At 45.5% G+C, this 24,028-nt stretch carries 26 protein-coding genes and 2 pseudogenes; 5 read left to right on the top strand and 23 right to left on the bottom strand.

Annotation, left to right across the window (positions count from 1 at the left end):
• Window positions 1-10 precede the first annotated feature (10 nt).
• On the bottom strand, window positions 11-460 hold the full coding sequence (gene pssD / locus CCC17_RS13120) for a PssD/Cps14F family polysaccharide biosynthesis glycosyltransferase (protein WP_118753112.1): 450 nt from the start codon (window positions 458-460) through the stop codon (window positions 11-13).
• Window positions 461-816: 356 nt separating this feature from the next.
• Window positions 817-1,938 carry a transposase gene (locus tag CCC17_RS13115; protein WP_287083241.1) on the bottom strand — a complete coding sequence of 374 codons (1,122 nt, stop codon included), beginning with the start codon at window positions 1,936-1,938 and terminating at the stop codon, window positions 817-819.
• A 603-nt stretch (window positions 1,939-2,541) separates the two neighbouring features.
• On the opposite strand from CCC17_RS13115, the gene CCC17_RS13110 reads away from it, so the two are divergent.
• Complete coding sequence (locus tag CCC17_RS13110; protein ID WP_287083240.1) at window positions 2,542-3,438, top strand: RluA family pseudouridine synthase; 897 nt, start codon at window positions 2,542-2,544, stop codon at window positions 3,436-3,438.
• A 54-nt stretch (window positions 3,439-3,492) separates the two neighbouring features.
• On the opposite strand, the gene CCC17_RS13105 is transcribed toward CCC17_RS13110, so the two are convergent.
• From CCC17_RS13105 to CCC17_RS15255, 4 genes and pseudogenes are all read right to left on the bottom strand, one after another.
• Window positions 3,493-4,257 carry a type III pantothenate kinase gene (locus CCC17_RS13105; RefSeq protein ID WP_021651710.1) on the bottom strand — a complete coding sequence of 255 codons (765 nt, stop codon included), beginning with the start codon at window positions 4,255-4,257 and terminating at the stop codon, window positions 3,493-3,495.
• Window positions 4,258-4,276: 19 nt separating this feature from the next.
• Entirely contained in the window at window positions 4,277-4,915 is a 639-nt protein-coding gene (locus CCC17_RS13100; RefSeq protein ID WP_059085617.1) for an ECF transporter S component, read from the bottom strand.
• Between the two features lie 154 nt (window positions 4,916-5,069).
• Window positions 5,070-6,275: a bifunctional phosphopantothenoylcysteine decarboxylase/phosphopantothenate--cysteine ligase CoaBC gene (gene coaBC / locus CCC17_RS13095; protein ID WP_287083239.1), complete on the bottom strand. Its 1,206-nt coding sequence runs from the start codon at window positions 6,273-6,275 to the stop codon at window positions 5,070-5,072.
• Window positions 6,276-6,289: 14 nt separating this feature from the next.
• A pseudogene (locus CCC17_RS15255) lies at window positions 6,290-6,793 on the bottom strand (peptidylprolyl isomerase); the annotation flags it as partial.
• Window positions 6,794-7,429: 636 nt separating this feature from the next.
• Here CCC17_RS15255 and CCC17_RS13085 point away from each other — a divergent pair.
• Window positions 7,430-7,909, top strand: a complete 480-nt coding sequence (locus CCC17_RS13085) for an S-ribosylhomocysteine lyase (protein ID WP_015524777.1) — start codon at window positions 7,430-7,432, stop codon at window positions 7,907-7,909.
• A gap of 198 nt (window positions 7,910-8,107) precedes the next feature.
• Here CCC17_RS13085 and CCC17_RS13080 read toward each other — a convergent pair whose 3' ends face one another.
• From CCC17_RS13080 to CCC17_RS13070, 3 genes are all read right to left on the bottom strand, one after another.
• Window positions 8,108-8,650, bottom strand: coding sequence for an SH3 domain-containing protein (locus CCC17_RS13080; RefSeq protein WP_195655978.1), 543 nt, complete (start codon window positions 8,648-8,650; stop codon window positions 8,108-8,110).
• 89 nt (window positions 8,651-8,739) lie between these two features.
• Window positions 8,740-9,744, bottom strand: a complete 1,005-nt coding sequence (locus CCC17_RS13075) for an XdhC family protein (protein ID WP_270485469.1) — start codon at window positions 9,742-9,744, stop codon at window positions 8,740-8,742.
• Window positions 9,745-9,776: 32 nt separating this feature from the next.
• The gene (locus CCC17_RS13070) at window positions 9,777-10,922 is read right to left on the bottom strand and encodes an aminotransferase class V-fold PLP-dependent enzyme (protein ID WP_287083238.1); all 1,146 of its coding nucleotides are present in this window, start codon (window positions 10,920-10,922) and stop codon (window positions 9,777-9,779) included.
• Window positions 10,923-11,002: 80 nt separating this feature from the next.
• Between CCC17_RS13070 and CCC17_RS13065 the strand changes: the two genes are divergently transcribed.
• Entirely contained in the window at window positions 11,003-12,223 is a 1,221-nt protein-coding gene (locus CCC17_RS13065) for a dicarboxylate/amino acid:cation symporter (RefSeq protein WP_287083237.1), read from the top strand.
• A gap of 196 nt (window positions 12,224-12,419) precedes the next feature.
• Here the strand turns inward: CCC17_RS13065 and CCC17_RS13060 are convergent, their stop codons facing one another.
• From CCC17_RS13060 to CCC17_RS13045, 5 genes and pseudogenes are all read right to left on the bottom strand, one after another.
• Window positions 12,420-12,692, bottom strand: a complete 273-nt coding sequence (locus CCC17_RS13060) for a hypothetical protein (RefSeq protein WP_243164975.1) — start codon at window positions 12,690-12,692, stop codon at window positions 12,420-12,422.
• A gap of 20 nt (window positions 12,693-12,712) precedes the next feature.
• A pseudogene (locus CCC17_RS15250) lies at window positions 12,713-12,808 on the bottom strand (DUF3791 domain-containing protein); the annotation flags it as partial.
• 121 nt (window positions 12,809-12,929) lie between these two features.
• Window positions 12,930-14,225 carry a group II intron reverse transcriptase/maturase gene (gene ltrA, locus CCC17_RS13055; protein ID WP_155177828.1) on the bottom strand — a complete coding sequence of 432 codons (1,296 nt, stop codon included), beginning with the start codon at window positions 14,223-14,225 and terminating at the stop codon, window positions 12,930-12,932.
• A gap of 493 nt (window positions 14,226-14,718) precedes the next feature.
• On the bottom strand, window positions 14,719-15,123 hold the full coding sequence (locus tag CCC17_RS13050) for a hypothetical protein (protein WP_207724845.1): 405 nt from the start codon (window positions 15,121-15,123) through the stop codon (window positions 14,719-14,721).
• Between the two features lie 47 nt (window positions 15,124-15,170).
• Complete coding sequence (locus CCC17_RS13045) at window positions 15,171-15,503, bottom strand: winged helix-turn-helix transcriptional regulator (RefSeq protein WP_117497750.1); 333 nt, start codon at window positions 15,501-15,503, stop codon at window positions 15,171-15,173.
• A 142-nt stretch (window positions 15,504-15,645) separates the two neighbouring features.
• Between CCC17_RS13045 and CCC17_RS13040 the strand changes: the two genes are divergently transcribed.
• Window positions 15,646-15,999, top strand: coding sequence for a cupin domain-containing protein (locus CCC17_RS13040; RefSeq protein WP_117495883.1), 354 nt, complete (start codon window positions 15,646-15,648; stop codon window positions 15,997-15,999).
• A 166-nt stretch (window positions 16,000-16,165) separates the two neighbouring features.
• On the opposite strand, the gene CCC17_RS13035 is transcribed toward CCC17_RS13040, so the two are convergent.
• The 9 genes from CCC17_RS13035 to CCC17_RS12995 form a co-directional block, all read right to left on the bottom strand.
• A complete protein-coding gene (locus CCC17_RS13035) occupies window positions 16,166-17,074 on the bottom strand; it encodes a radical SAM mobile pair protein B (RefSeq protein WP_287083236.1) in 909 nt (302 codons plus the stop codon).
• The gene (locus CCC17_RS13030; protein WP_287083235.1) at window positions 17,062-17,751 is read right to left on the bottom strand and encodes a radical SAM mobile pair protein A; all 690 of its coding nucleotides are present in this window, start codon (window positions 17,749-17,751) and stop codon (window positions 17,062-17,064) included. The genes CCC17_RS13035 and CCC17_RS13030 overlap by 13 nt, the downstream gene beginning before the upstream one ends.
• A complete protein-coding gene (locus tag CCC17_RS13025) occupies window positions 17,748-18,185 on the bottom strand; it encodes a radical SAM mobile pair system MarR family transcriptional regulator (protein ID WP_117613248.1) in 438 nt (145 codons plus the stop codon). Before CCC17_RS13025 ends, CCC17_RS13030 begins: the two co-directional genes overlap by 4 nt.
• A gap of 93 nt (window positions 18,186-18,278) precedes the next feature.
• Complete coding sequence (locus CCC17_RS13020; RefSeq protein WP_118368361.1) at window positions 18,279-18,911, bottom strand: GyrI-like domain-containing protein; 633 nt, start codon at window positions 18,909-18,911, stop codon at window positions 18,279-18,281.
• A gap of 143 nt (window positions 18,912-19,054) precedes the next feature.
• Window positions 19,055-19,666, bottom strand: coding sequence for a sulfurtransferase-like selenium metabolism protein YedF (gene yedF / locus CCC17_RS13015; protein ID WP_118368362.1), 612 nt, complete (start codon window positions 19,664-19,666; stop codon window positions 19,055-19,057).
• 100 nt (window positions 19,667-19,766) lie between these two features.
• Window positions 19,767-19,958, bottom strand: coding sequence for a hypothetical protein (locus tag CCC17_RS13010; RefSeq protein WP_118368363.1), 192 nt, complete (start codon window positions 19,956-19,958; stop codon window positions 19,767-19,769).
• A gap of 2 nt (window positions 19,959-19,960) precedes the next feature.
• Window positions 19,961-20,605 carry a GTP pyrophosphokinase gene (locus CCC17_RS13005; RefSeq protein WP_118368364.1) on the bottom strand — a complete coding sequence of 215 codons (645 nt, stop codon included), beginning with the start codon at window positions 20,603-20,605 and terminating at the stop codon, window positions 19,961-19,963.
• A gap of 123 nt (window positions 20,606-20,728) precedes the next feature.
• Window positions 20,729-21,976 (bottom strand): DUF1015 domain-containing protein, encoded by a 1,248-nt coding sequence (locus CCC17_RS13000; RefSeq protein ID WP_287083234.1) that lies wholly within the window; start codon window positions 21,974-21,976, stop codon window positions 20,729-20,731.
• Window positions 21,977-22,106: 130 nt separating this feature from the next.
• On the bottom strand, window positions 22,107-23,468 hold the full coding sequence (locus tag CCC17_RS12995; RefSeq protein WP_287083233.1) for an MATE family efflux transporter: 1,362 nt from the start codon (window positions 23,466-23,468) through the stop codon (window positions 22,107-22,109).
• Between the two features lie 253 nt (window positions 23,469-23,721).
• Here CCC17_RS12995 and CCC17_RS12990 point away from each other — a divergent pair, with 253 nt between their 5' ends.
• On the top strand, window positions 23,722-24,021 hold the full coding sequence (locus CCC17_RS12990; RefSeq protein WP_138277430.1) for a BMC domain-containing protein: 300 nt from the start codon (window positions 23,722-23,724) through the stop codon (window positions 24,019-24,021).
• Window positions 24,022-24,028 lie beyond the last annotated feature (7 nt).

Genomic DNA, 24,028 nt, shown 5'->3' with positions numbered 1-24,028 from the left:
CGTCCCCTACCTAAAATATGCTGCCCAGGTTAATTGCTTTCGGATAAACCTTTTTCTGTTCTTCCCACTGCACAATAAACTTATCTACAATGGGATAAACCATCTTGCCGGTCATTGTCGGCTTATCAATACGATCAAACACCTCAATGTAAACCAGTTTTGCGCCCATCTTCTTTCCAAGATAAAAGAAAGGAACAGCCACAGCTGCGCCACACGAAATGATTAGATCTGGTTTTTCTTTATGAAGTACTTTCCATGCAATTTTCGTATTTTTAATAAGTGCTCTTAGACTACGATTGGTTGGATAATAGCAAGGATACATTTTTTCTCCTTCTAAGAGACTTCTCGCATCTTCTTTATCAAATGTTACCCAAAAATGCTCTTTATCTTTCCAAAAAGGTTTTAACATATAAAGATGGGTTAAATGACCACCTGATGAACCTACTAAACATACTTTCATGTTCTCTAGCTCCTTTATCTCCCAAAAATATTTATGTATACATCGGAATGAGAATTTTTTAGTATTACCTTTTTTCATAACTCTCTTCTCAGCATTTATATAAGAAATATATCTCTCATTTGCAGGCTTTTTAGATATATAAGTTCAACAAACCCGTATGTTATACGCATAAATATATTTTTAACTACTCTTCATTCTTATAACTTCGAATACACCCCACACCCAAAGGGCACAGTTCTTCGACGACGCCTGCGTTGGGCCGCCTGGCGGTATTCAACCGGAAAGAAGGCGTCACTGGCGCTTCCTCTCTTGCTGATCACTCAGCATTTATATATAAGAGGCATTCCTGCCGCTTATTAACTTGGTTTGTTGTTTTTCCGGAAGCTTTCCTGGCATTTGCGGCCCAGGTTTCGGGCGCCGTTCAGGAAGCGGTTGACCTGATGGCCGTTCTGGCAGATGAATATGCTGCCCTGTTTTTTTCCGGTGGCTCCGCAGATGGAACATTGCTTTTCTGTTCCGTCGGCGCGTAGCTCAAGTACCAGGATTCCTTCTGCCCAGGCTTTGTATTTCAGATAATTCCGGATGCGGATACTTAAGTGAAGGGGCGAATAATTGCCACTCCTGTACATGGATATCCTAGAAAAATCTTCATCATACTCCGGCAGTACCAGTATCCCGGTGTGATTTTCTTTACAGAAATCCATGATCTCCTTACTGACCTGATGTGCATAATGTTCATTCAGGTGCTTGAGATGCATGTAATATTTCCTGTTTGGCTGACTGACGTTGTCTTTATCGGTAAATGCCCTGGATGCTTCTACTTTTTTCAGCAAAGCTTTGCAATGATGTCGGTATGCATTTCCACCTCTGCAGTTTTTTACAGCCAGCTGCCTGGATCCCTCATCCAGAACTGTGCATACTGCAAAGCTGTCCGTATTGGTAAAGCGGACGCTACATACTCTGGCGCCTTCCTGCATTCGTTCCTTTGCTGTCCGGGCATCGGAGTTTTCCTGCTTGACAGGGACATGGAACATGAGCCATTTTTCCTCATGGACCAGTGTTGGGGAAAGAATCGCTGCTTCCTTGGGGAAGGGGCGTCCTGTAAGTCCGCATAGTACCCAAATCCATTTCTTTCCGTTCCAGAGCTTCAGCACTACGGAGGTGTCTGTCAGGTCTTTGTACATTCCCTTGAAAAAGGTGATGTTGGCATCGATCTTTTCGGGGAAGCTTTCTGCGCTTGCTGCGGTCTTTACTGCCATTGCAGCTTTGTTCATGGCAGATCTCCGAAAGTAAACGGGGAGCTTTCCGCCTGGCGGGATGTACTTTGGTTCTCTTCCGTCTCTTCCGGGAACAGTGAGTTTTTCCAGATGTCCCTGGATGGTCAGCAGATTTTCGGCCCAGAGTTCTTCTCTTTCTTTCAGTAGCTCGTAGTAAAAGGCTACGGCTTCCCGATACAGGGCTTCGGTTGTTTCGATCATCTGCTTTTCCGGACAAAAGAGCCGCATTTTCCATGTTTTGATACTGTATCCTGTTTTCATGGCATCTCTTTCTGCTGTCAGGTATCGCTTAATATCTTCATTAGCCAGAAAAAAAGATATAACACCATGTTAAATACCATGATTTTCCTGTCAAGGCGTGCCAAAGACATGAAGCATGCTAATAATGTGTTTTTTAAGCATCATATGTAGCAGTTTTCTATCAAAAAGTAAATAAACAGTCTGATAATCATCGAAATCTAACATTAGTGGTCACTAAAAGTGGTCACTTTTTTCTTGCGCAAATCCGCGTAAAATCAATACTTTTCAGGCATTTTCCTCTTTCTTTCCAATTATTAGTGGTCAAAATCGTGGTCAGCTTGCCGGAAAAGCCAGCATTTAACAGTGTTTCAGGCTTTTTTTCGGCTAATGAAGATAATAAGCGACACAAATCCCATAATCCACGAGCTGTCCAAGGATATTTCCTCTTGTACCAGCTCTTTTTTTATGTCTAATCGACATTTCCATGCACAAATGCTATACTATACTCGCAGGCCGCGCGTTTTGGCTTTTGGCCTGCTAAATTTCAGAAAAGGATTTTTTTCTATGGAGAGAATTATTACCTATACGATCTCAACCGGGGAGTCCGGGGTAAATGTTCTTGGGTTTCTTCGGAAGAAGGGTTTTTCCAAACATATATTGACGACTATGAAGCGGGCGGAGCATGCGATCCTGCTGAACGGGGAGCCGACTTTTGGCAGGACAGTTCTAAAAGAGGGGGATGTTCTCCGGATCCTTGTTCCGGAGGAGACCGGGGAGGGATCAGAGTCTTCCATTATTCCGGTGCCGCTGCCTCTGGATATCCTGTATGAGGATGAGGATATCCTTGTGCTGAACAAGCCTGCTGATATGCCTGTGCATCCCTCTGCCGGGAACTACGAGAATACGCTTGCCAACGGTGTTGCCTGGTATTATAAGCAGCAGGGAAAGGCTTTTGTCTACCGCTGCATCAACCGACTGGACAGGGATACCACCGGGGTGCTGGTGCTGGCCAAGAACCCTCTGAGCGGGGCTCTTCTCTCTGCCCAGATGAAGCAGCGTCAGATCCGACGTACGTATCTTGCACTTACTGACGGGATCCCGCCGGAAAGGGGGACGATCTCCGCTCCTGTTGCGAGAATGGATGCTTCTGTGATCACAAGGGAGGTTAATTTTGAGCGTGGGGAGGCTGCCGTGACTCATTATGAGCGTCTTGCAGTCAGCAACGGATATGCTCTTGTGGAGCTGCATCTGGATACGGGGCGGACTCATCAGATCCGGGTGCATATGAAATATATCGGCTGTCCGCTGCCGGGGGATTTTCTGTATCATCCGGTTTTTGACCGGATCGGACGCCAGGCCCTGCATTCCTTCCAGCTGGAATTTGTTCACCCCATCACCGGGGAGCCTATGTGTTTCCTGGCACCTGTGCCTGAGGATTTCCGCAGAGCATTTCTACAGTAAAAAAATCAGCTGTCCGGTACGTGTTTCCTGCACCGGCAGCTGATTTTTTTGTTTTTATTTATTTTTTTTGTAGATCACAAGGAGTCCCTTGAGCAGAAGGTCCTCATCCAGAATGATTTCTTTCTTACAGTGAGAAATGATCTTTTTTGCAAGACCGCCTGTTGCGATCACGGTTGTTTTCTCACCAAGCTCTTCTTCCACCCGGTCTATGATCCCGTCGATGGCTGCTGCGTTGCTGTAGAGCACGCCGCTTTTCATGCATTCGATGGTATTGCGCCCGATCACATGCTTCGGGGCATCGATGCTGATCCCGCTGAGCTGGGATGCTCTGGCTGTCAGTGCATCCAGGGATATTCCGATGCCAGGAAGGATCATTCCGCCAATGTATTGCTTTTTGCTGTTGACAACCGAAACTGTAGTAGCGGTTCCCATATCGATCACAATAAACGGAACCGGATATTCATTTAATCCTGCCACAGCGTCTGCCACAAGATCCGCGCCCAGCTGTCCGGGGTTGTCCATCATGATGTTCAGACCTGTTTTTACTCCTGGTCCCAGGACCATGACTTCTTTTTTGAGGATCTTTTCTGCTGCCAGCTTGGCAATGTTGGTGATCTGCGGGACTACAGATGAAATGATACAGCCTTCTATGTCTGCCTTTTTGATGTGGTAGATCTCCAGTAAAGTTTTCAGGTCTACGGCATATTCCAGTTCTGTTTTTGTTCTTACGGTAGCAAGTCTCTCGATGAAGTATGTTTTCTGATCATCGATGCAACCCACGACTATGTTGGTATTTCCAATATCAATTGCTAATATCATAATTTTATTTTCCCTGTCTTTATGCTTTTGTCTTCTCACGGCTGATCTGTGCGGATGGGATCAGATGTGCCTTGGAAAGTGCAGCTCCCACTGCTCCTGTGATCACTGTGGAGGAAATCATTTCGCATACTGCGTTGATCCCTACCATGAGACAGCAGCCGATGATGATGTTATGACCGCCCATCAGATTTTTTACATAATCGGTATTTCCGAACAGTCCTACAAGTGCCGCCATGAAGAACAGTGTATTCAGGAATGCGGAAAAGAATCCGGTTACTGCACATGCCACATAGGTATTGCTGACCTTTCGCATGCCTTTAAAAATATATCCGAGGCAGATACCGTCCAGAAGACGTGGGATGAAGCGCTGGATAAAGGCAAATACCGGATTGATACCGAAAAGCACAACTCCCATTGCACTGGAGCCGCCTACTCCTATGCACTGGAGAAAGCTGGTCAGGCCGAAGATCGCACCTGCCACGGCTCCTCCTACAGGTCCGAGGACGACTGCACTGATGGCTACCGGGATCACGTTAAAGGAAATGGCCAGTGGCCCGATGTTCAGATATCCCAGTGGTGTGTAGGCCATCAGCAGAAGGATCGCTGCCATCAGGCCCAGTAACGTAAGCTGCGCTGTTGTAAATCTGTTGTTTTTCATTTCTTCTCCTCCTTGTTACCGTTCCGCTCTGTGAATATTTCCGGAAATACAGCATTTCCCGGCGTTTTCTGCGGATACAATACGGTGATGGAAAGCGGTGATCTTTTTGTTCCGCTTTTCGTTGTTAAAACCGGTTCCCTGACCGGCTCTGTAGCTATGCTTCTGCCTTTGTGGTAAGCAGAAGGATCTTATCCAGGATCTTTAACGCTGCATCCTCCTTGCTCATAAGCGGGAGTGACACTTCTTCGTCCTGTGTGATCAGAGTCAGGACATTGGTATCTCCCTGGAATCCGGCGCCCTCTACCTTCAGGTTGTTGGCTGCCACCATATCCAGGTTTTTCTTCTCAAGCTTAGCTCTGGAATTGCGGAGCATGTCTCTGGTCTCCATGGAAAATCCGCAGAGAAACTGGCCCTGCTTTTTGTGCTGGCCCAGATATTTCAGAATGTCGTCTGTCCTCTCCAGCTCTATGGAAGCCTGATCGTCTTTTTTCTTAACCTTGTCTTCGCTGACCTGCTTCGGACGGTAGTCTGCCACTGCGGCAGCCTTGATGATGATGTCCTGTTCATTGCTTAAGCCGGTGACTGCTTCAAACATATCTCTGGCGGATGTCACAGGTACCACCTTCACAAAAAGGGGCGGCTCAATAGCAGTAGGTCCGCTTACCAGCGTAACCTCCGCTCCTCTGAGCATGGCCATTTTTGCAATGGCGTATCCCATCTTTCCGGATGAATGGTTGGTGAGACAGCGGACCGGGTCGATGGCCTCCTGGGTAGGTCCGGCCGTTACCAGGAGCTTTTTGCCGGCAAGGTCTTTCTGGAAGGCAGCTTCCTTCAGGATATATTCCAGAAGGGTTTCCGGTTCCGGCATTTTTCCGGCTCCGGTGTCTCCGCATGCCAGGTAGCCGCTGGCCGGTGTAATCACCTCATATCCGTAGTTTTTCAGCTTCCGGATATTGTCCTGTACCACGGGATTCTCATACATGGCGGTATTCATGGCCGGTGAAAGAATTTTCTGACATCTGCAGGCCATTACCGTAGTGGTGAGCATATCATCCGCAAGGCCATTGGCCAGCTTTCCGATCACGTTTGCACTGGCTGGTGCGATCATCACAACATCTGCCTTCTTGGCAATGGATACGTGCTCTACCTGGAACTGAAAGTTCCGGTCAAAGGTATCCACCAGGCATTTATTCCCGGTCAGTGTTTCAAATGTGATCGGATTGATAAAGTTCGTTGCATTCTCTGTCATCAGTACATGAACATCTGCATGAAGCTTATGTAATGCACTTGCCAGATATGCGATCTTGTACGCAGCAATACTTCCTGTGATGCCAAGAAGCACTGTTTTCCCTTTCAGCATCCCTGTCCCTCCTGTCAGTCAACCATACGGATACTCTCGATCACCGGCTGCTGGTCCTTTGCAATGGTTCCGTTGCCGTCTGTCGGCTTGGCATCCTTGCAGATCTGATCTACAATGTCCATCCCGGAGGTCACGTGTCCGAATGCAGCATAGTCGCCATCCAGATGTGTGGAATCAGACTGTACGATAAAGAACTGAGAGCTTGCGCTGTCTGGATCTGTGCTGCGTGCCATGGAAATGGTTCCTCTTACATGAGAAATATCGTTCTTCACTCCATTACTGGAAAATTCGCCCTTGATGGTGTCCTCTGCTCCGCCGGTTCCGTCTCCGTTTGGATCTCCGCCCTGGATCATAAATCCGTCAATGATCCGGTGGAAGGTCAGACCGTCATAAAAATTGTCCTGTACCAGCTTTACAAAATTTGTGACTGTAATGGGTGCAGTGTCTGCATCCAGCTCTACATCGATCTCACCATAGTCCTTTACGGTAATGGCAGCATGATGGGTTCCTGTCAGCTGCTGGCTGGTATCAATCACAGTTGTTCCTGCCATTTGTGCATCCTCGGAACCATCGGAAAATTCTCCGTCTGCGCTGTCTGTATCCTCTGTACTGTCTGCGGAGCTGTCTGCAGAAGCTTCGGTTTCATGTGAAGTGTCCCCTGCATTACCGGAAGCCTCCTGATCATCGGCGCTTTCTTCATGATCTGAAAAGCCTGCCGCCTCAGCCTCCTCCTCGGATACTGCATTGGCTGCTGTCTCTTCATCTACGCCTGTCTGTCCTTCTGAGGTTTCTTCCTCCAGAGATTCTTCCTTCTTGTCTGCTTTGTCAGAAGTGCTGTCTGTGCTTCCGCATCCGGAAAGCATTCCTGCGGTAAGAGCTGTCGCAAATAATACGGCTAAAACCTTACGTTTCATATTTATAAGTCCTCCTTATCAGATCCCGAAAACGCCTGTTCCGGCATTTTCAGGTGAGCTTTTCACTCTCCCCCCTGTAAGCTTTTCTCAGTTTAACATCATCTTTTCATAAAGTCAACTTTGCACGGAACCAGGTGCAGGATTCCCTTTGTTTTGCCTTGTATCTCTTCCGGTTCTCTGCTAAAATCATGTATGGAGCTTATTATGGGCTCCGTACATATAAGAAAGTGAGGAATCAACATGGAAAAGATCACAAGTTTTACCATTGACCATATCAAGCTTCAGCCTGGCGTATACGTTTCACGTAAGGATCCGGTTGGAGATCAGGTGATCACTACCTTCGATATCCGTATGACTTCTCCCAATGAGGAGCCTGTTATGAACACAGCCGAGCTTCACGCCATGGAGCATCTGGCGGCTACCTTCCTGCGGAACCATAAGGAGTTTGGTCCGAAGGTCATTTACTGGGGTCCTATGGGCTGCCGTACCGGAAATTATCTTCTTCTTAACGGGGATTATGAATCCAGAGATATCGTTCCGCTGATGATCGAGATGTTTGAATTTATCCGCGATTTTGAGGGTGAGATCCCGGGAGCTTCTCCCAAGGACTGCGGAAATTATCTGGATATGAACCTTGGCATGGCAAAATATCTGGCAAAGAAATTCCTGAACGAGGTTCTCTACGATATCAAACCGGACCGTCTTGTTTATCCGGAATGATCTGCGGGTACGATCCGCTGGCATGATCCTTGTGTTCTGAACGGACTGGACTATATGCCGAAACAAAAAAACAGGCTGCCTGTATCGATGTTCTTTCATCGGATACAGCTGCCTGTTTTTTTATTATATCAAGGAGATATCTGCAATTGAAGCAGGATCAGGATTTCCCTGATCTGGTCAAAGCCTGTAGTCTGTGCTCTACTGTGCTGCTTCTGCGGTAGTATCTTCTGCGGTAGTATCTGCCGCCACTGCTCCTACCGGCGGGGTTGTGCTGACATAGTCACCGGATGCGTAGCAGGTCTGTCCATTATAATCCACACGGATCCATCCATTGTCACAGACACCGGTACACTTCAGGGATTCTCCGGAAAGGACACCTGCCACAAACTCTGCCTCTGCATTGGCGTCAGAACGTAAATTCACACCCTCCACTGCATAGTAGGTGGCATCCTGAGCCTGTACGTTGATGCCGCTTGGGGTCTGCTCCGTAGCTGCTGTCTGTGCTGCGGGATCTGCTGCCCCGGCTGTGGTGGAGTCTGCCGCCGCTGCTGCTCCGTCTGCTGTGGAATCTGCTGCTGCCTTCGGTGTAGGTGTTGCAGTTGCCTTCGGCTTCTCTGTGGGCTCCGGCGTCGGTGTGGAATCTACTACTGTTACCACTGCATCGGTTCCTTCCTCATATCCACAGCCCTGTGCAAGGAAAGCCGCGCCTATTATCAAAGCCATAATACATTTTTTCTTCATTATCCGATTCCTCCTTATACGCCGGTAAAAAATTCTCTGCGTCCAATATACACGATTCTGCAATATTATGCAAGTCCTGGCCGGTTCTTTCACATATTTACCGGCTCAAAAAGCACCCGGACAGTTCCGCCGCAGATCATTCCCAGATCTCCTGCCCCCTGTCCCAGCTCGTAAACCTTTGTTTCCGTATTTCGGATATTTACTGCGTGTTTTCCGGCTTCAAACTCCACTTTTCCGCCGCCGATGCTTCCTGCCGTGCTTCCGTCCCGGAATACGAACATCTTGCTCCCGGTTCCTCTTGGTGAAGAGCCCTTCTTCTCGATGATCGTGACCATGGTGCCCGGTGTCCTGCGGCGTACTGCTGCCTCCACCTCCTCATCACAGTAGGTGCGGAAATGCCGGTTCTTTTCCTGCACGATCTCTGCCATGATGCTCACGGCGATCTCAGCCGGCATCTGTCCTCCGATAGGAAGTCCGATGGGGGCATGGATCTGATCCAGCTGTTCCTCCGTAAAGCCCTCTTTCAGGAGCTTTTCCCTGGTGATCCGCACCTTTGTCCTGCTTCCGATCATTCCGAAATATGCAAAAGGTCTCTTAAGGATCGCTCTTGCACAGGCGGAATCTCCCAGATGGCCTCGTGTCACCACTACATAGTAGGCATTTTCATAGGGAGGGATCCTGTCAGACAGGGTATCAAACTCTCCAAAGATCCTCTCATCTGCCATGGGAAATCTTTCCTCCGTCACAAATTCCTCCCGGTCATCCATGACTGTTACATGAAAGCCCAGCATCCTGCCGATCTCTGCTACCGGAAGAGAAACATGGCCGCCACCCAGTATGATCAGCCTGGGATTCTTCTCGTAGGTTTCCACAAATATCTCCCGGTCTCCGTTTTTCACAACGCCGGTTTCCACGGCTGCTTCCACGGAAGCCTTCAGGAATTCTTCTGCTTCTTTATTTCTTTCTGCTCCCTCCGGATAAAAAAAGCTTCCTTCTTCCGAAAGATATTTCAGCCCGGCATCCTTTCCGTTCAGAAGGATTCCTGTTTTTACACGCCCTCTTTTTTCTACCACATCATATATTGTCTGATACATTCTCTGTGTCCTTTCTGTCCGTCTTTCGCTGTTTATTCCTCGGCAAGCTCCTTTACCGCCCCGGCAGCAGTGTCCACCTCTTCTTCCGTATTAAAATAAGAAAAGCTGAAGCGGACGGCTCCTGTTTTTTCGGTTCCCAGTGCTTTGTGCATCAGCGGTGCACAGTGACCGCCGGCTCTTACACTGATCCCGTACTCTTCATCAAGGATCATGGCCACCTCTGCCGAGTCCATCCCTGCAATATTCAGAGTCACCACAGGGGAGCGTTCTTCTCCGGAAAAATCTCCGTACAGGGTGACTCCCGGAATTTCCTTTACCTGGTCATAAAAACGCCACATCAGCTGCTGCTCTCTTTTTCGGATCTGTTCTGTCCCGGTTTCCCTGATCCAGCTGATTGCTGCGCCAAGGCCTGCGATCCCGTGGCTATTCAGGGTTCCGGCCTCCAGTGCCTCCGGCATATCCTGCGGATGCTCCCTCTGAAAGGTGAGGACGCCGCTTCCGCCTACCTTCAGAGGCTCCACAGCTACCCCCGGCCGAACACAGATGGCTCCTGTGCCCTGAGGTCCCATAAGGCCCTTATGTCCGGAAAAGCAAAGAATATCTATATGATCTTTTTTCATGGAAATCGGAAATACTCCTGCTGTCTGAGCAGCATCCACAATAAAAAGCTTCTGGTGCTTCTGTGCGATCTCACCGATGGCGTAGATATCATTGAGATTTCCTGTCAGATTGGAAGCGTGGGTACAGACGATCACCTTCGTCTCCGGACGGATGGCTGCTTCAAGCTCCGTAAGGGAGATCCGTCCCTTGCGGTCTGCCGGCAGGATCGTAAGCTTCATGCCGTTTTTTTCCAGGCGGTACAGTGGACGGAGCACACTGTTGTGATCCATCTCCGTACAGATCGCATGGATAGTTTCTTCCTCCGGATGAAGTGTTCCCTGCAGGGCGATATTGAGCGCTTCCGTGTCATTGGATGTAAAGGCCACACATTCCGGTCCCCATATGTCAAACATCTCTGCAATCTGGCATCTTGTATTAAAAATAAGCCTTGAGGCTGCCATTGCTTCTCCGCTGCTGCCTCTTCCGCTGTTTCCTGCATGCTGCATGGCTTCCACCACAGCACGAGGCACACAGTCCGGCTTATGAAAGCTTGTAGCCGCGTTATCCAGATAAATCATTTCATTCTCCTTGTGATTTTTATCAAATACCTTTATAATAAACTCTGGCTTTATTTTATACTATCCGAGGAGGTTTTCCAATGAAAAAAACATCTTTTTTCAACAGTCTGCCATTTAAGCTGCTGGTCGCTGTGATCCTGGGGATCATAGCCGGGCTTATCCTGAACCGGTACAGCACCAACGGAATCTCCATGGCAGTTCTCAATATCGCAGTTACTATCAAGTACATTCTGGGCCAGATCATTACCTTCTGCGTACCGCTGATCGTGCTGGGTTTTATCGCTCCGTCCATTACCCGGCTTGGCAAAAATGCTTCGCTGATGCTGGGGGTTGCGGTTGTCCTCGCTTACGGCTCCTCTGTTGGCGCGGCGCTTTTTTCTACGGCCTCCGGCTTTCTGATCATTCCACATCTGTCTATCCATTCCTATGCTGCAGGACTGAAGCAGCTGCCGGAGGTGATCTTTGAGCTGGAGATCCCGCAGATCATGTCCGTTATGAGTGCTCTTGTTTTTGCAATGATGCTGGGCCTTGCCGCTACCTGGACAAAAGCGAAGCTGATCACAGGACTTCTGGATGAATTTCAGAAGATCGTTCTTTCTCTGGTTGCGCGGATCATCATCCCCATTCTTCCGCTGTTCATCGGCACTACCTTCTGCAGCCTTGCCTACGAGGGAACCATTACCAGACAGCTGCCTGTTTTTCTGAAGATCATCGTACTGGTCCTGGCCGGGCATTTTATCTGGATGGCTCTTCTTTACATCCTTGCAGGAATCTATTCCGGAGAAAATCCTCTGGAGGTTGTCCGCCATTATGGTCCTGCCTACCTGACTGCCGTAGGGACCATGTCATCTGCAGCCACACTGGCCGTTGCACTGCAGTGCGCCTCCAAGGCAAAACCACTCCGCAAGGATCTGGTCAGCTTCGGGATCCCTCTGTTTGCAAACATCCATCTCTGTGGCTCCGTTCTGACAGAGGTTTTCTTCTGTATGGCGATTTCGAAGATTCTGTACGGTTCCGTTCCAACGCCGGGTACCATGGTTCTGTTCTGCCTTCTTCTGGGTATCTTTGCCATCGGAGCTCCCGGTGTTCCCGGAGGAACTGTCATGGCATCCCTTGGCATCATCACCGGAATACTGAAATTCGACAGCTCCGGCACTGCACTGATGCTTACCATCTTTGCACTGCAGGACAGCTTCGGAACTGCATGCAACGTGACCGGCGACGGTGCGCTGACACTGATGCTCACCGGCTATGCAAAGCGCCATCATATTGAGGAGCAGCAACTTGATGTGGAATTGTAAGTTCGGAGCTAAGTCAGGCGGATATTTGCAATCCGATCCGCTTCGTTGCTTGCTCATAACCGGATATCAACTGTTTTATGTCTTTTATGAGAAAATACTGGCTCGAAATGAATTTCCATTGTGACCGTTTCAGGAGTACGGCGGTAATTTTCTGTTCCGTCTTTCTCCTGCGGTTCTGAGATAACGATTTTACTGTTCAGCCGGTGGGAACGTTCTCTGTGTTCCAATATTCAACACCATCCGGATATGCATTCATTTCAAATATGATATCTTGTTTTTTTAATTCTTCCCTATACAATTCAGCTATATATGCCGGACCATTGCACCACAGCTTTGTGTTCTCATCATACAGTGCTTTTCCTGTCTTTGAACATAGAAAATCTGTCAATACCTCTTTTCTGTCCTTGCCCGTCTCTTCTGCGATTTCTTCTGTCACCATAGTGATAAGAAGGTCGATTGTATAATCCATTTTTTCTTTTGGAATTGTTACAAGTGGATAATCTGTTCAACAGGTAAATGCCACTCTTCTGAAGCAAGCCGGATTAATCTGGTTTGCATGAAAGTAATCTCTGTTTTCTCACTCATTATGAATCCTCCTTAATTTCTTGGTCAATAAGTCGAGTAGACTAAGACCTCTCAATCTTAGCCCCTCACAGATCCGTACGTGCGGCTTTCCCGCATACGGCTCCTCATAGTAACATTTGCTTCAATATAAACAATAGTACGTTTTAGGTTTTGCTAACGGGTAATACTTGAGCATTTCCACAAATCCATTCCATGTGTATGCCCGTCTACAACCTCTCCGATTCATGGCTTTGAATAGAAACTGTTGTACTCTATGCAGGAATGTTGTTATCTTCCGAAAATTCCATGTAACACCATAATACCGATAGTGTCCAATTAGTTTTACGTTCAACTCTTTAATTATTTCTCGCATTGGTCGATTTCGATTATCGTAAATCCAGTTCTTGTATGCTCTAACCTTTTGCTCAAACTTCTTTCTTGAAGTCTGTACCTTTGGCACGAAACCTCCCTTTCGAGTTTTGCTACAGTAGAAGGTAAACCCTAGAAAATCAAATGTTTCAGGCTTACATTCTCCTCTTGCTCTACGATTCTGCTCTGCAAATCTCCCAAATTCAATCAGTCTGCTTTTACTACTTTCCAGCTCCAGTCCAAACTTTTCCATTCGTTCCTTTAACTCTTTATAGTATCTTTCAGCTTCTGACTTATATTGAAATCCTGCAACAAAATCATCCGCAAAGTTGACGAGAAAACACTCTCCCTGCATTTCCCTTTGCACCACCAGCTTAAACCACAGCGTCAGCACATGATGCATGTATATATTTGCAAGCATCGGACTCATTACTGAGCCTTGTGCCGAACCTTCCTCTGTTGGCTCGAATTTTCCTTGCTCCATTATTCCTGCTTTAAGGTATTTACGTATTAGCCACAATAAGTTCTTATCCTGTATATTCCATTCAAGGAACTTCATCATCCAATCATGGTCGATATGGTCAAAGAAACCTTTGATATCGGCATCTACGATATAGCTGATTTTTCCATAGCTTATCCGTTGGTATACTTCTTTTATTGCTTCGTGACACCCCCTATTCGGTCTGAATCCATACATGCAGTTTAGGAATCTCGGTTCATAAATAGCTCCCAGTATTTTCTTCACTGCCATTTGTACAATCTTATCTTCATAGGAAGCAATCCCTAATGGTCGTTTCTTTCCATTTCCTTTAGGTATATATACCCTCAGTGACGGAAGTGGCTTAAAGGATTTGTTTTTCAACCTCTGTACCAGTTCCTTGATATTTCTATCAAGGTTCTTCCCATACTCATCCTTAGTTACCTTGTCAATTCCGACTGCTTTGTTCCCATCTAATTCCTTATGGCATTGCTTTAGCATATCTTCATTTATCAAGTGGTACACTGATGTAAATATAGGATGTTTTGATGTTGCCGATATCTCAGCTATTCTCACTAATTTCGTTTCCATTATTTCCTCCGTCCCTGAGTACGGATAATGTGTCCTCAGTAAGACCTTTACTATGCAATCCCCTTCCCTCCATCGGCATTGCCCGATTTCCACAGTACTATGGGATTGTCCGACCACCTACCATTCATTTGAAATCCTCCGTTTTCAGTTGCAACTTCATACTCTTCTTCGAGAAATGGCAGGTTCTCCCCAGTTGATGTGTATTCATAATGTAAAACATGATTGGTTCTCTGACTCCGCAGTGCCACATAACACTCGCCATATCGCATTATATGATATTGTCTTCCGCACCAGTTAAGACGTCGACCGACTGAAGTTAACGTTTCGAAGCTCAATCACTATTCAACCCTGCTTTCTTGCTGTCTACGCTTGTCAGATGCCGTTACCGGCATCGTCCCAAGACTCGCTATTATCTGGTTGGCTAAACCTTGGATAAACCGGAATCCCACCGGCTTGACTACACACCCTTAGCTGGGCGCACAACTGGAATTGGTTATTCTTTTACGATTTTATCAATGCAGAAATAAACAGCTATCATAATTAAAGATATTACCAATCCAACATAAAACTCTGGAAAAGCAAATTCGATACTATTATGAATACTCATTTTCCCTGTTATATTCATTATGTGCCAAGTAAAAAAATTGTATATTTCAGAAATCACAATTCCTACTACTCCTAATCCACCAAAAACTTTATTGATTTTTTTATTTTTAAATGGAATCCATACACCTATAATAAAAAATAACACAGATATAATGCCTATTGGATTATACAAATTAATTAAACCACTAATCTCTTGTACACCTTTCATTCCACCATATTGGTTTAATAACATTGGTAATAAACTAATAACAAATGCTATTGTTAATATAATCTTCTTTTTTATAAAATACATCTCACTTTCAAATTCTGATTGTTCGAGCTTTTCAAATACTAACGTACTTATTTCTGTTCAATAAGTGATTTATAGTAGTTACCAAAGTCAGCAAGTGAATTAACAATTGGAAGCATTTTTGTTCCGAGTTCCGTTAATCCGTATTCAACTCTCGGTGGCTGCTCATGGTAATCGTGGCGATATGCCAGTCCATCACTCATCATTTGTCTTAAACTATCTGTCAAAACCTTTTGTGAAATACCATCTATACTTCGTTGTAGCTCATTGAATCTCCATGGGCGCTCTTTCAAGTTACGCAAAATCAGCAGTTTCCATTTTCCTCCGATGAGAGATACTGCTGTTGCAACTGGGCATTCCGGTAATTCTTCTTTTGCTCGCATAATTCTCACCTCCGAGTCTATTGTAACACATTCAATTTTGAGTGTACAGTTACAAAAAGGTGCGTACTTGTTTTTGTATGTGTCTCACACTATACTAATGCCATGTAATTAGAAACTACAAATCAACTATGGAGGTATTATTATGACAAATTACACAAAAACAACTATTGGAAAGGAAAACCGAATTGAGCTGCATGAAAAGTTGTCTTTAACAGGTGCAGAAATCAGTTTAAACGAACTACCTGCAGGAGCAAATGTCCCATTTGTTCATTCTCATAAAGAAAATGAGGAAATCTATGGAATTCTTTCAGGTAACGGCAAAGCCATAATTGATGGAGAAGAAATCAGCCTTTCAACTGGAGACTGGCTAAAAATCGCACCTGCTGCAAAGCGTCAGTTTTTTGCATCCGATATTTCCGGAATTACTTATATCTGCATTCAGGTAAAAGAAAATTCTCTGGAACATTTTACAGCAGAGGACGCCGTAATCGGCTAATTAAAAGTATTTATTTACAAAAATGCACAGTTCTCGATAAGCTAAGAACTGTGCATTTCTTTTTTCTTCAATTTTACAATTTCTCGATTTTTCAAACAAGAACTTCTCGATTTCAAATGGCGATAAATAAATCTCTCCACCATCATCAGTTTAATTTTCGTTTAGATTAACGATTTCTTTTTCCTGTATTCTCTGTCCCTCGGATTTCCTCATGATAGAAATAATCTACGATCACCGGATGTCCCTGCGGGACTCTGCCATAAGGCATTTCATTATCCACAAATGGGCAATCATACTTCTTAGCCATTTCCTCAGCTTTTACTTCAAGTGCTTCAAAGTAGCTGCGGTTATGCTTGTTATAGATCTCGTCGTAAAGTGGTACAAGATCAGGATATTTTCCGGCGATATAATCCATAATTGTCTTTTTGAAACCGCCTCGAAGATTGAGATTTTCGAGCCAGAACAGATCGCACTGATCCTTTACCCGCTCAAAGATTGCTTCAAAATCCGTGATACCGGGGAATACCGGAGATACGAAACAGACTGTACGGATACCTGCTTCATATACCTGCTTCATAGCAGCGATACGGCGCTCAATGCTAGAAGCAGAGTCCATATCGTTCTTGAAATTTTCATCTAGTGTGTTGATCGACCATGAAACGGTTACTCGTCCAAGCTTCTTCAGCAGATCAATATCTCGTACCACAAGATCCGACTTTGTGCAGATCAGAATATCTGCGTCACTGCCGATCAGCTGCTCCAGAAGTTTTCTGGTATTCCCGAATTGCTCCTCCTGTGGATTGTAGCCATCTGTCACAGAACCGATGACCACCCGCTGGCCGGCGTATTTCTTCGGATTCTTAATTTCCGTCCAATGCTTCACATCAAGGAAAGTGCCCCATTCCTCCTTGTGCCCGGTAAAGCGCTTCATAAAAGAAGCATAGCAATACTTGCAGGCATGTGTACAGCCCACATAGGGATTGACCGAGTAACCGCCTACCGGCAGACTAGACTTAGTCATGATGTTCTTTGTTTCCACCTCACGAATGAGGATTCCATTTATTACTTCTTCCATGATTTCTGTACCTCTAACACTTTATTAAATTCTTCCGGCATTTCCTGAATCATATTTTCATCCCCTATGATAGGGACAAGGTCTTCCTTCATAAACACCGGAATGCCGAGCTTATGTGCCTGGTCCGCCAGAGACCATGCCCATTCCGGCTCCGTATGAATCTTCCTGCTCTGAGCTCCGGTCATGGTGCCGACAACGATCCAATTGATTCCGGAAAGATCAACTGAACCTGGATTGTCGAATAGCGGCTCAAAGGTAACATGATAGTGTTTTGCTCTGACATTTTCCCGTAGTGCGTCAATACGCCATAGTTCTGCTTTTCTCGTCACCGTAACACCAAACCATGCGTTTTCCAGATCGGTATCAAAATCCAGCAAATCAGGTCGCTTGGTAAGGAACAGGAACTGATGCTGTGGATTTTCACGGATCTTTGCAAATACCTCGTCTCTCCATTCCGGCTTCCATCCGGAGAGATCGCTCATCCCGGTAAGAAGAAAGTTCTGCGGACGTTTCTTTTCCATCATCTTGAGCTTACCCGGAAAGAATTCAGGGTCAGCGAAGTCATCAATCATATGCCAGCGTTTCACGTTGTTGCGGGCATAGCAATATGTACACCCCACTGTGCAGCCAATGACGATATTCATGTTTTGAATCTGATCTTTGATACAAATACTCATGATTTCTGCCACTCCTCAAGATTCTTTCTGATACGGTCGAGGTATTCCTCAAACTGGGTAATTTCTTCCTCCGAAAAACCTTTGTAGTAAATACTGCCCATTTTATCAGATACAGAATCGTATTCGTCCTTTAAGGCATGTGCTTTTTCAGTCAGAAACAGGAGTGTTTTCCTTTTGTCCGTTTCAGACTGAACGCGTCTTATCAGCCCTTGATTTTCCATTCTTTCCAGCATCGTAGTAAGAGAAGTTATCGCTAATCCACATTTAATCGAGAGTGACCTGATTGAGATTCCATCTTCCTGCCACAGTACATAAAGAATACGCCCCTGGGCTCCGTTAAACGCATCAATATTCTTTTCGCTGAGAATCTTCTCAAAGATTCGATCTCCAAGTTGTTTTATTTTGGTAACAAGAAATCCGCCATTCATTTTCATACAAAAACTCCTATATAGTATTTTATCAAATAATACTATATAGGAGTTTTACTGTCAACAGTTTGTATGTCTAAGTAGAAGTAAATCCCGATTTTACGCTTTCTTAATCGGATGTCTAATTACAGTTTTCCATTTATCTGGAGCAACCTTTCTTGCATCAGACATATAAATCTCGTGGTGCAATCTATCTTTGTTAATATCATTGAGATACCCATTTTGTTCTATATAAGTATCCATAAGAGCAACGGTTGCTGGCTCGTTATCAAAAGAACCTATGTGCATAATTTGAACGCATAATCCTTCATCAATCGTAAGATATTCTGCTGACGAACAATCAATTTTCTTCTTTTTCGTTGCTGTTTCTATCGCCCAGTCAAAATCAGCTTTAGATATGAAATCAGGCAAACGAATAACAGAAATCCAGTTAAAAGCAGATTTATTTGTATAATCTACACCCACAACATCATCCTGCCACCAAAAGCCTTCCAATGGCGGAACAACATATTCAAAAAAGCCTTTAATTTTATAATCGGTCTTGTAACTCATTTTTAATGTGTATGCAACAGCATATAGAATACTGATTGCTTGTTGATATGCCCCGCCTTCTTCATTTGGATTGCCTTTTCCTCTAACTGCAATATAATTTGCCTTAGGTACATTTACAATCTCTGGTTTATTCTTAGGCATATAAAATTCTTTAAATTCTTTCTTAAAATCAAAAGCCATAATAACCTCCAAAATACCGAGTTGTTAAAGTCCACAAGTCGAAATTTGTCACCTTCTACATATTGTATTTCCCAAAATCTATATGTTTTTGTCTGCTTCTGTAAGTTTCTATATACTTTTGTTGTTTCTATATGTTTCTCTGTTTACGGGCGGATCACTTTTCCTGCTTTTGTGAGCTTTTCCGCTATGGTATACATATTTGTTACGGTTCCCACTGCCGGTTCCTTCAGTCCATAGAAGTTCACACAGGTTCCGCAAGTCAGGATCTCTGTTCCCTGTTCCTGTAAGGTCTTAAGGTCTTCGATACATGGTGAATCCTGTGCAGTAAGTCTGGCTCCGCCATTATAAAACAGCATAACTGACGGCGGTGTCTCCAGCTGTGTCAGCGCATACACAAATCCCTTGATCAGGATCGCACCAAGCTCCGGATCTCCGTCTCCCATCTTATCAGAAGTGATGGCAACTGTATAATCTCCCTTAGGAACAGCCGGTGTGCAGACGATCTCAGGCTCTGCCTGACTTCTTGCAGCAGAATCTGATTTTACTGTCATATTGATCTCATAACCACCTTCTGTTTTTCTGGATACGAAGCTGCATCCGGTACTTCCGGCAAGTCTGCTTAAGTTGTTTACCGCCGTTTCGTTGTCTACCAGTATTAAGATCTCGTCTCCCTGCTCTGCCTTGTCAAGAATCTTCTTGGTCATCACCACCGGGATCGGACACTGCTTTCCCATCGCATCTACTGTGTGCTTCATACCTACTCCTCCTGTTTTCTGTGATTTTTTTATAATTGTTTTTTTATCATTATTATTTTTGATCATTATGCATTTTCGCCGTTTTCTTTTCTTTGATCTTTTATTTCTGCTCCAGTTCATGAGCCTGTTTGAAGATCTCACAGGCGCCTGTATTTACACATCTCTCATGCGCGCAGTCCATAAAAGTCAGCTTCCTGCTGCCGTCCTCCTGCCGTGTATACTCACAGCAGACGGTTTCGCCCCCGTTCATGGTACGGCAGAAACCGGATACAAATTCCTCTTCAATCTCCATTTTTATCCCTCCGACGGATTCTCAGCAATCTGGGCTGGTGTGATCTCCTCCAGCATTCCTGTTTCATTGTAGGCTTCAAACTGTTCCTCGATCTTTCCGAGGATATCTGCGTACTGACAGAAAGCCTCTGCCAGCTCATCCCTGTGTTCCGGAAGCTTCTTGTAGCAGACACGGTGCTCCATGCTTGCCCAGAGATCCATAGTCATCGTCCTCAGCTGGATCTCCACCGGAAAATACTCCATGGTATCCAGATAGTATACCGGAACTGCGATGATCACATGAAGGCTGCGGTATCCGTTGGGCTTTGGATTCTGTATGTAATCCTTCTCCCTGATAAAGATCAGCTCACTCTGCCGTTTCAGCGCATTTACAAGATTATATATATCATCAATAAAGTAGCAGATCACACGGATTCCGGCGATATCCCGGAGATGATCCTTGGCGTTCTGCACACTGTCCGAATGTCCCAGCTTCTCCAGCTTTTTTTCGATGCTCCTCTTGGATTTGATCCGTTCCTGGATATTGTGAATCGGAGATACGGCAGACTTCTGATACAGACTTCCGTTGAGCACTTCAAGCTTGGCGCGCATGATCTGGCATGCATTCTGGTATGGCTGGATGCAATCGTAATACTGTTCGTTTGTCATGAAAACCTCTCTTTCTCATTTGCTCAGCATATACTGTATATTACCTGACAAATGTGAGCGATCTGTATTAATTTCCTAAGATTTTCCTGACGATTTTATTAAAATTCTATAAAGTCTCCGGCATCAGTCTGAAAGCTTATGGATAAAAAGGCCACTGCGGAGCTTCGGCTCAAACCAGGTGCTCTTTGGCGGCATAAGCTTCCCCTCGTCTGCGATCGTCATCAGCTCCTCCATGGATGTAGGATACATGGCAAAGGCAGCTCCTCCTGTCTCATCTGCAGCTGCTGCCAGATCCTTCAGCCGGTGGTTTCCTCCCATAAAGCGGATCCTTTCATCGGTACGCGGGTCACTGATCCCCAGAACCGGACCCAGGACCTTATCCTGAAGAATAGACACATCCAGCTGACCTACGCTGTCTTTTCCCGCATAGATATCCGGATATGCCTTCAGATGGAACCATTCTCCGTCTACATACAGCCCGAAGCAGTGTTTCTCCACCGGTTTACATGGAAATCCCGGCATTGCCATCAGCTCAAAATTAAACTTCATGCTTCCGATAAAGGCTTTGGGTTCCATACCCTTGATATCCTTTACGATCCTGTGATACGGAAGGATGGTCAGCTGGTCATACGGAAATACCACCGACAGGAAAAAGTTAAATTCTTCTTTTCCTGTGTAGTCCGGATGCTCCGCTCTTCTCTTCTGTCCAACCTTTACTGCGGAGGCTGCTCTGTGGTGGCCATCTGCAATATAGATAGAGGAAATCCCGCCAAAAAGACTATGTATAGTCCGGATCTTTTCTTCCTCATCTACGACCCATACACGATGTGTGATCTCATCATCGAAAGTAAAATCATACACAGGAGCATGTGCATTTTTCCATTCTTCCATAAGAGTAAGAAGCTCTGCCGGATATCTGCACGCCAGAAAAATAGGGCCTGTGTTGGCATCACAGACATCCACATGACGGATGCGGTCCTGCTCCTTATCCTCTCTTGTAAGCTCATGCTTTTTGATCACACCATTCATGTAATCATCAATGGAGCTGACACCTACGATCCCGGTCTGGGATCTTCCCTTACGGATCAGTTCATACAGATAATAGTTCGGTTTCTCATCCTGGATCAGGATCCCTTCTTTCTGGAAACGATCCAGATTTTCCCTTGCCTTCTGATAAACCATCGGATCATAAAGATCAGTTTCCGGATCCAGATCCATCTCTGCACGATCTATATGGAGAAAAGATTCCGGATTTTTTTCCCCGATCTCTCGCGCTTCCTCTCTGCTGACTACGTCATAGGGAAGTGCAGCCACCTTTTCTGCTTTTTCCGAAGCAGGTCTTACTGCCCGAAATGCCTGAAATAAAGCCATTATGTTTTCCTCTCATTCCTGTCCGGCTATACGCCGGCCCTTCTTAAGATTTCTGCTTAGTTTGCAAAAAAATCATCTCGTCCATTCTAACACATATCAAAATTTCCCGCAAACCTTTATCCGGCCCGTCTTATGCCTTACGTTTATTCAGCTCCGGCAGTACTGTCGCCAGCATGGTAAAAAAGCATGCACAGCCGCCTACAAGGTTGGAAACCGGTTCCGCCCAGAACACGCCATCTGTTCCCAGACCATTCACATGAGGTAGCAGAAGCGTCAGCGGTACCACGATCACTACCTTTCGGAACAGAGAAAAAAAGGTGGCCTTTTTTGCCTTTCCAAGTGCTACGAACACGCTTTGTCCGGTAAACTGCAATGCCATAAAGCAGAAGCCAAAAAAGTAAATATGAAGGGCGGGAACTCCCTTTTCCAGAAGCCCGGAATCGCTGTTAAAGATCCGGATAAAAAATTCCGGAAGCAGCTTCAGGATTCCCCAGCCTGCCAGGGTATAGATCACACAGACAACTGTAATAAATTTAATTGCTTTTTTGACTCTGTCGTATGCTTTTTCTCCATAATTGAAGCTCATGACCGGGGAGGCACCTGTGGTAAGCCCATGGACCGGCATAGTGAAAATATCACGGACAGAATTTAAAACTGTCATGACACCAACGTAGATATCACCACCCCAGGTCTGGAGTGTGGCATTGCATACCACCTGCACAAGACTGTTTGTAAATGCCATAAAAAAACCAGACATACCCAGGCTTACGATACTGCCCACTCTTTTCCAGGAGATCCTCATAGCGCTTTTTTTCAGGTTCAGGATCGCCTTTTTTCCTGTAAGGAAGCGTAAGACCCAGATGGCGGAACAGAACTGGGAAATGATAGTCGCCAAAGCCGCTCCCCGGACTCCCATGTGCGTCCCAAAGATAAACAGGGGATCCAGAAGAATGTTCAGTACAGCACCGATCAGTATCGTGAGCATCCCTGTGTTTCCAAATCCCTGGCTGTTGATAAACGGGTTCATTCCCAGAGTGATCATCACAAACAGGGTTCCCAGAAGATAGATCCTTATGTAATCTGCCGCATAGGAAAAGGTTACATCACTGGCGCCAAAGGCATAGAGGATCGGTCTGTAAAAGATAAGGCCAATGGCTGTCAGGATCGCTCCTGTGCCGATCAGCATCACAAAGGTGTTTCCCATGAGCATTTCTGCTTCTTCCCGGTTTCCTCTTCCCCGTTCCATGGAGCAAAGCGGTGCTCCTCCATTTCCAAAAAGATAGGTAAATGCGGTGATCAGGGTGATAATAGGAAAACACAGTCCCACTCCTGTCAGTGCAGTGGCTCCGATCTCAGGAATCCTTCCGATATAGATCCGGTCTACAATGTTGTAAAGGAGGTTCAGGATCTGTGCAATGATCATCGGCACAGCCACTTCCATAATGTTACGATAGACATTTCCTGTTGAAAAGTCTGTCTGATGTATCTGCATTTCTTTACACCTTCCTGCTATTTCTTATTTAATTAATATACTATATCCGGCGTCCAAAGTAAACTTTGCGTTGCTGTTCTCTTCATGAACTACTGTTCACTCCGTTCTCAGTAATACTTTGTTATCTGTGTATTTATTTCTTGCTATTTTTGTCTAAAAAAGTTATAATAAATCCATAAAAACGGTAATGATTCCACGTAAAACCGGTCAAGAAACCACATTACTGGAATCTGTTCCGCATGGAGGTATTTTTATGGATAATAATTATAAGGGCATGGCTGTAGGTGTTTTTGAGCTGGATAACCTGGTTGCCTGTTTTGTTGCTCTTGATGCTGCTTCCAAAGCAGCCAATGTCAAGATCCAGAGTGTTGAACGTAACCGTCTGAAGAGTGGCGCCTGTGTCAAGATGCGTGGTTCTGTTTCTGACGTTAATGCAGCTATGGAGGTTGCGCTGGAGGCAGCCAAACCTCTTGGTAAGGTTGTTTCTCATACTGTGATCGCTTCTCCTTCTGAGGATACTGAGATCGCACTGAAGATGACGATCAATAAATAAAGGGGGC

The sequence above is a fragment of the Blautia sp. LMAG:36 genome (genome assembly GCF_008680535.1).
Taxonomy (GTDB): Bacteria; Bacillota; Clostridia; order Lachnospirales; family Lachnospiraceae; genus Blautia_A; species Blautia_A fusiformis.
This window is presented reverse-complemented; position numbering and strand designations above follow the sequence as displayed.

Coding starts and splice junctions, on each gene's coding strand:
- pssD (WP_118753112.1), bottom strand. CDS start 460: ATGAAAGTATGTTTAGTAGGTTCATCAGGTGGTCATTTAACCCATCTT.
- CCC17_RS13115 (WP_287083241.1), bottom strand. CDS start 1,938: ATGATCGAAACAACCGAAGCCCTGTATCGGGAAGCCGTAGCCTTTTAC.
- CCC17_RS13110 (WP_287083240.1), top strand. CDS start 2,542: ATGGAGAGAATTATTACCTATACGATCTCAACCGGGGAGTCCGGGGTA.
- CCC17_RS13105 (WP_021651710.1), bottom strand. CDS start 4,257: ATGATATTAGCAATTGATATTGGAAATACCAACATAGTCGTGGGTTGC.
- CCC17_RS13100 (WP_059085617.1), bottom strand. CDS start 4,915: ATGAAAAACAACAGATTTACAACAGCGCAGCTTACGTTACTGGGCCTG.
- coaBC (WP_287083239.1), bottom strand. CDS start 6,275: ATGCTGAAAGGGAAAACAGTGCTTCTTGGCATCACAGGAAGTATTGCT.
- CCC17_RS13085 (WP_015524777.1), top strand. CDS start 7,430: ATGGAAAAGATCACAAGTTTTACCATTGACCATATCAAGCTTCAGCCT.
- CCC17_RS13080 (WP_195655978.1), bottom strand. CDS start 8,650: ATGAAGAAAAAATGTATTATGGCTTTGATAATAGGCGCGGCTTTCCTT.
- CCC17_RS13075 (WP_270485469.1), bottom strand. CDS start 9,744: ATGTATCAGACAATATATGATGTGGTAGAAAAAAGAGGGCGTGTAAAA.
- CCC17_RS13070 (WP_287083238.1), bottom strand. CDS start 10,922: ATGATTTATCTGGATAACGCGGCTACAAGCTTTCATAAGCCGGACTGT.
- CCC17_RS13065 (WP_287083237.1), top strand. CDS start 11,003: ATGAAAAAAACATCTTTTTTCAACAGTCTGCCATTTAAGCTGCTGGTC.
- CCC17_RS13060 (WP_243164975.1), bottom strand. CDS start 12,692: ATGGATTATACAATCGACCTTCTTATCACTATGGTGACAGAAGAAATC.
- ltrA (WP_155177828.1), bottom strand. CDS start 14,225: ATGGAAACGAAATTAGTGAGAATAGCTGAGATATCGGCAACATCAAAA.
- CCC17_RS13050 (WP_207724845.1), bottom strand. CDS start 15,123: ATGTATTTTATAAAAAAGAAGATTATATTAACAATAGCATTTGTTATT.
- CCC17_RS13045 (WP_117497750.1), bottom strand. CDS start 15,503: ATGCGAGCAAAAGAAGAATTACCGGAATGCCCAGTTGCAACAGCAGTA.
- CCC17_RS13040 (WP_117495883.1), top strand. CDS start 15,646: ATGACAAATTACACAAAAACAACTATTGGAAAGGAAAACCGAATTGAG.
- CCC17_RS13035 (WP_287083236.1), bottom strand. CDS start 17,074: ATGGAAGAAGTAATAAATGGAATCCTCATTCGTGAGGTGGAAACAAAG.
- CCC17_RS13030 (WP_287083235.1), bottom strand. CDS start 17,751: ATGAGTATTTGTATCAAAGATCAGATTCAAAACATGAATATCGTCATT.
- CCC17_RS13025 (WP_117613248.1), bottom strand. CDS start 18,185: ATGAAAATGAATGGCGGATTTCTTGTTACCAAAATAAAACAACTTGGA.
- CCC17_RS13020 (WP_118368361.1), bottom strand. CDS start 18,911: ATGGCTTTTGATTTTAAGAAAGAATTTAAAGAATTTTATATGCCTAAG.
- yedF (WP_118368362.1), bottom strand. CDS start 19,666: ATGAAGCACACAGTAGATGCGATGGGAAAGCAGTGTCCGATCCCGGTG.
- CCC17_RS13010 (WP_118368363.1), bottom strand. CDS start 19,958: ATGGAGATTGAAGAGGAATTTGTATCCGGTTTCTGCCGTACCATGAAC.
- CCC17_RS13005 (WP_118368364.1), bottom strand. CDS start 20,605: ATGACAAACGAACAGTATTACGATTGCATCCAGCCATACCAGAATGCA.
- CCC17_RS13000 (WP_287083234.1), bottom strand. CDS start 21,976: ATGGCTTTATTTCAGGCATTTCGGGCAGTAAGACCTGCTTCGGAAAAA.
- CCC17_RS12995 (WP_287083233.1), bottom strand. CDS start 23,468: ATGCAGATACATCAGACAGACTTTTCAACAGGAAATGTCTATCGTAAC.
- CCC17_RS12990 (WP_138277430.1), top strand. CDS start 23,722: ATGGATAATAATTATAAGGGCATGGCTGTAGGTGTTTTTGAGCTGGAT.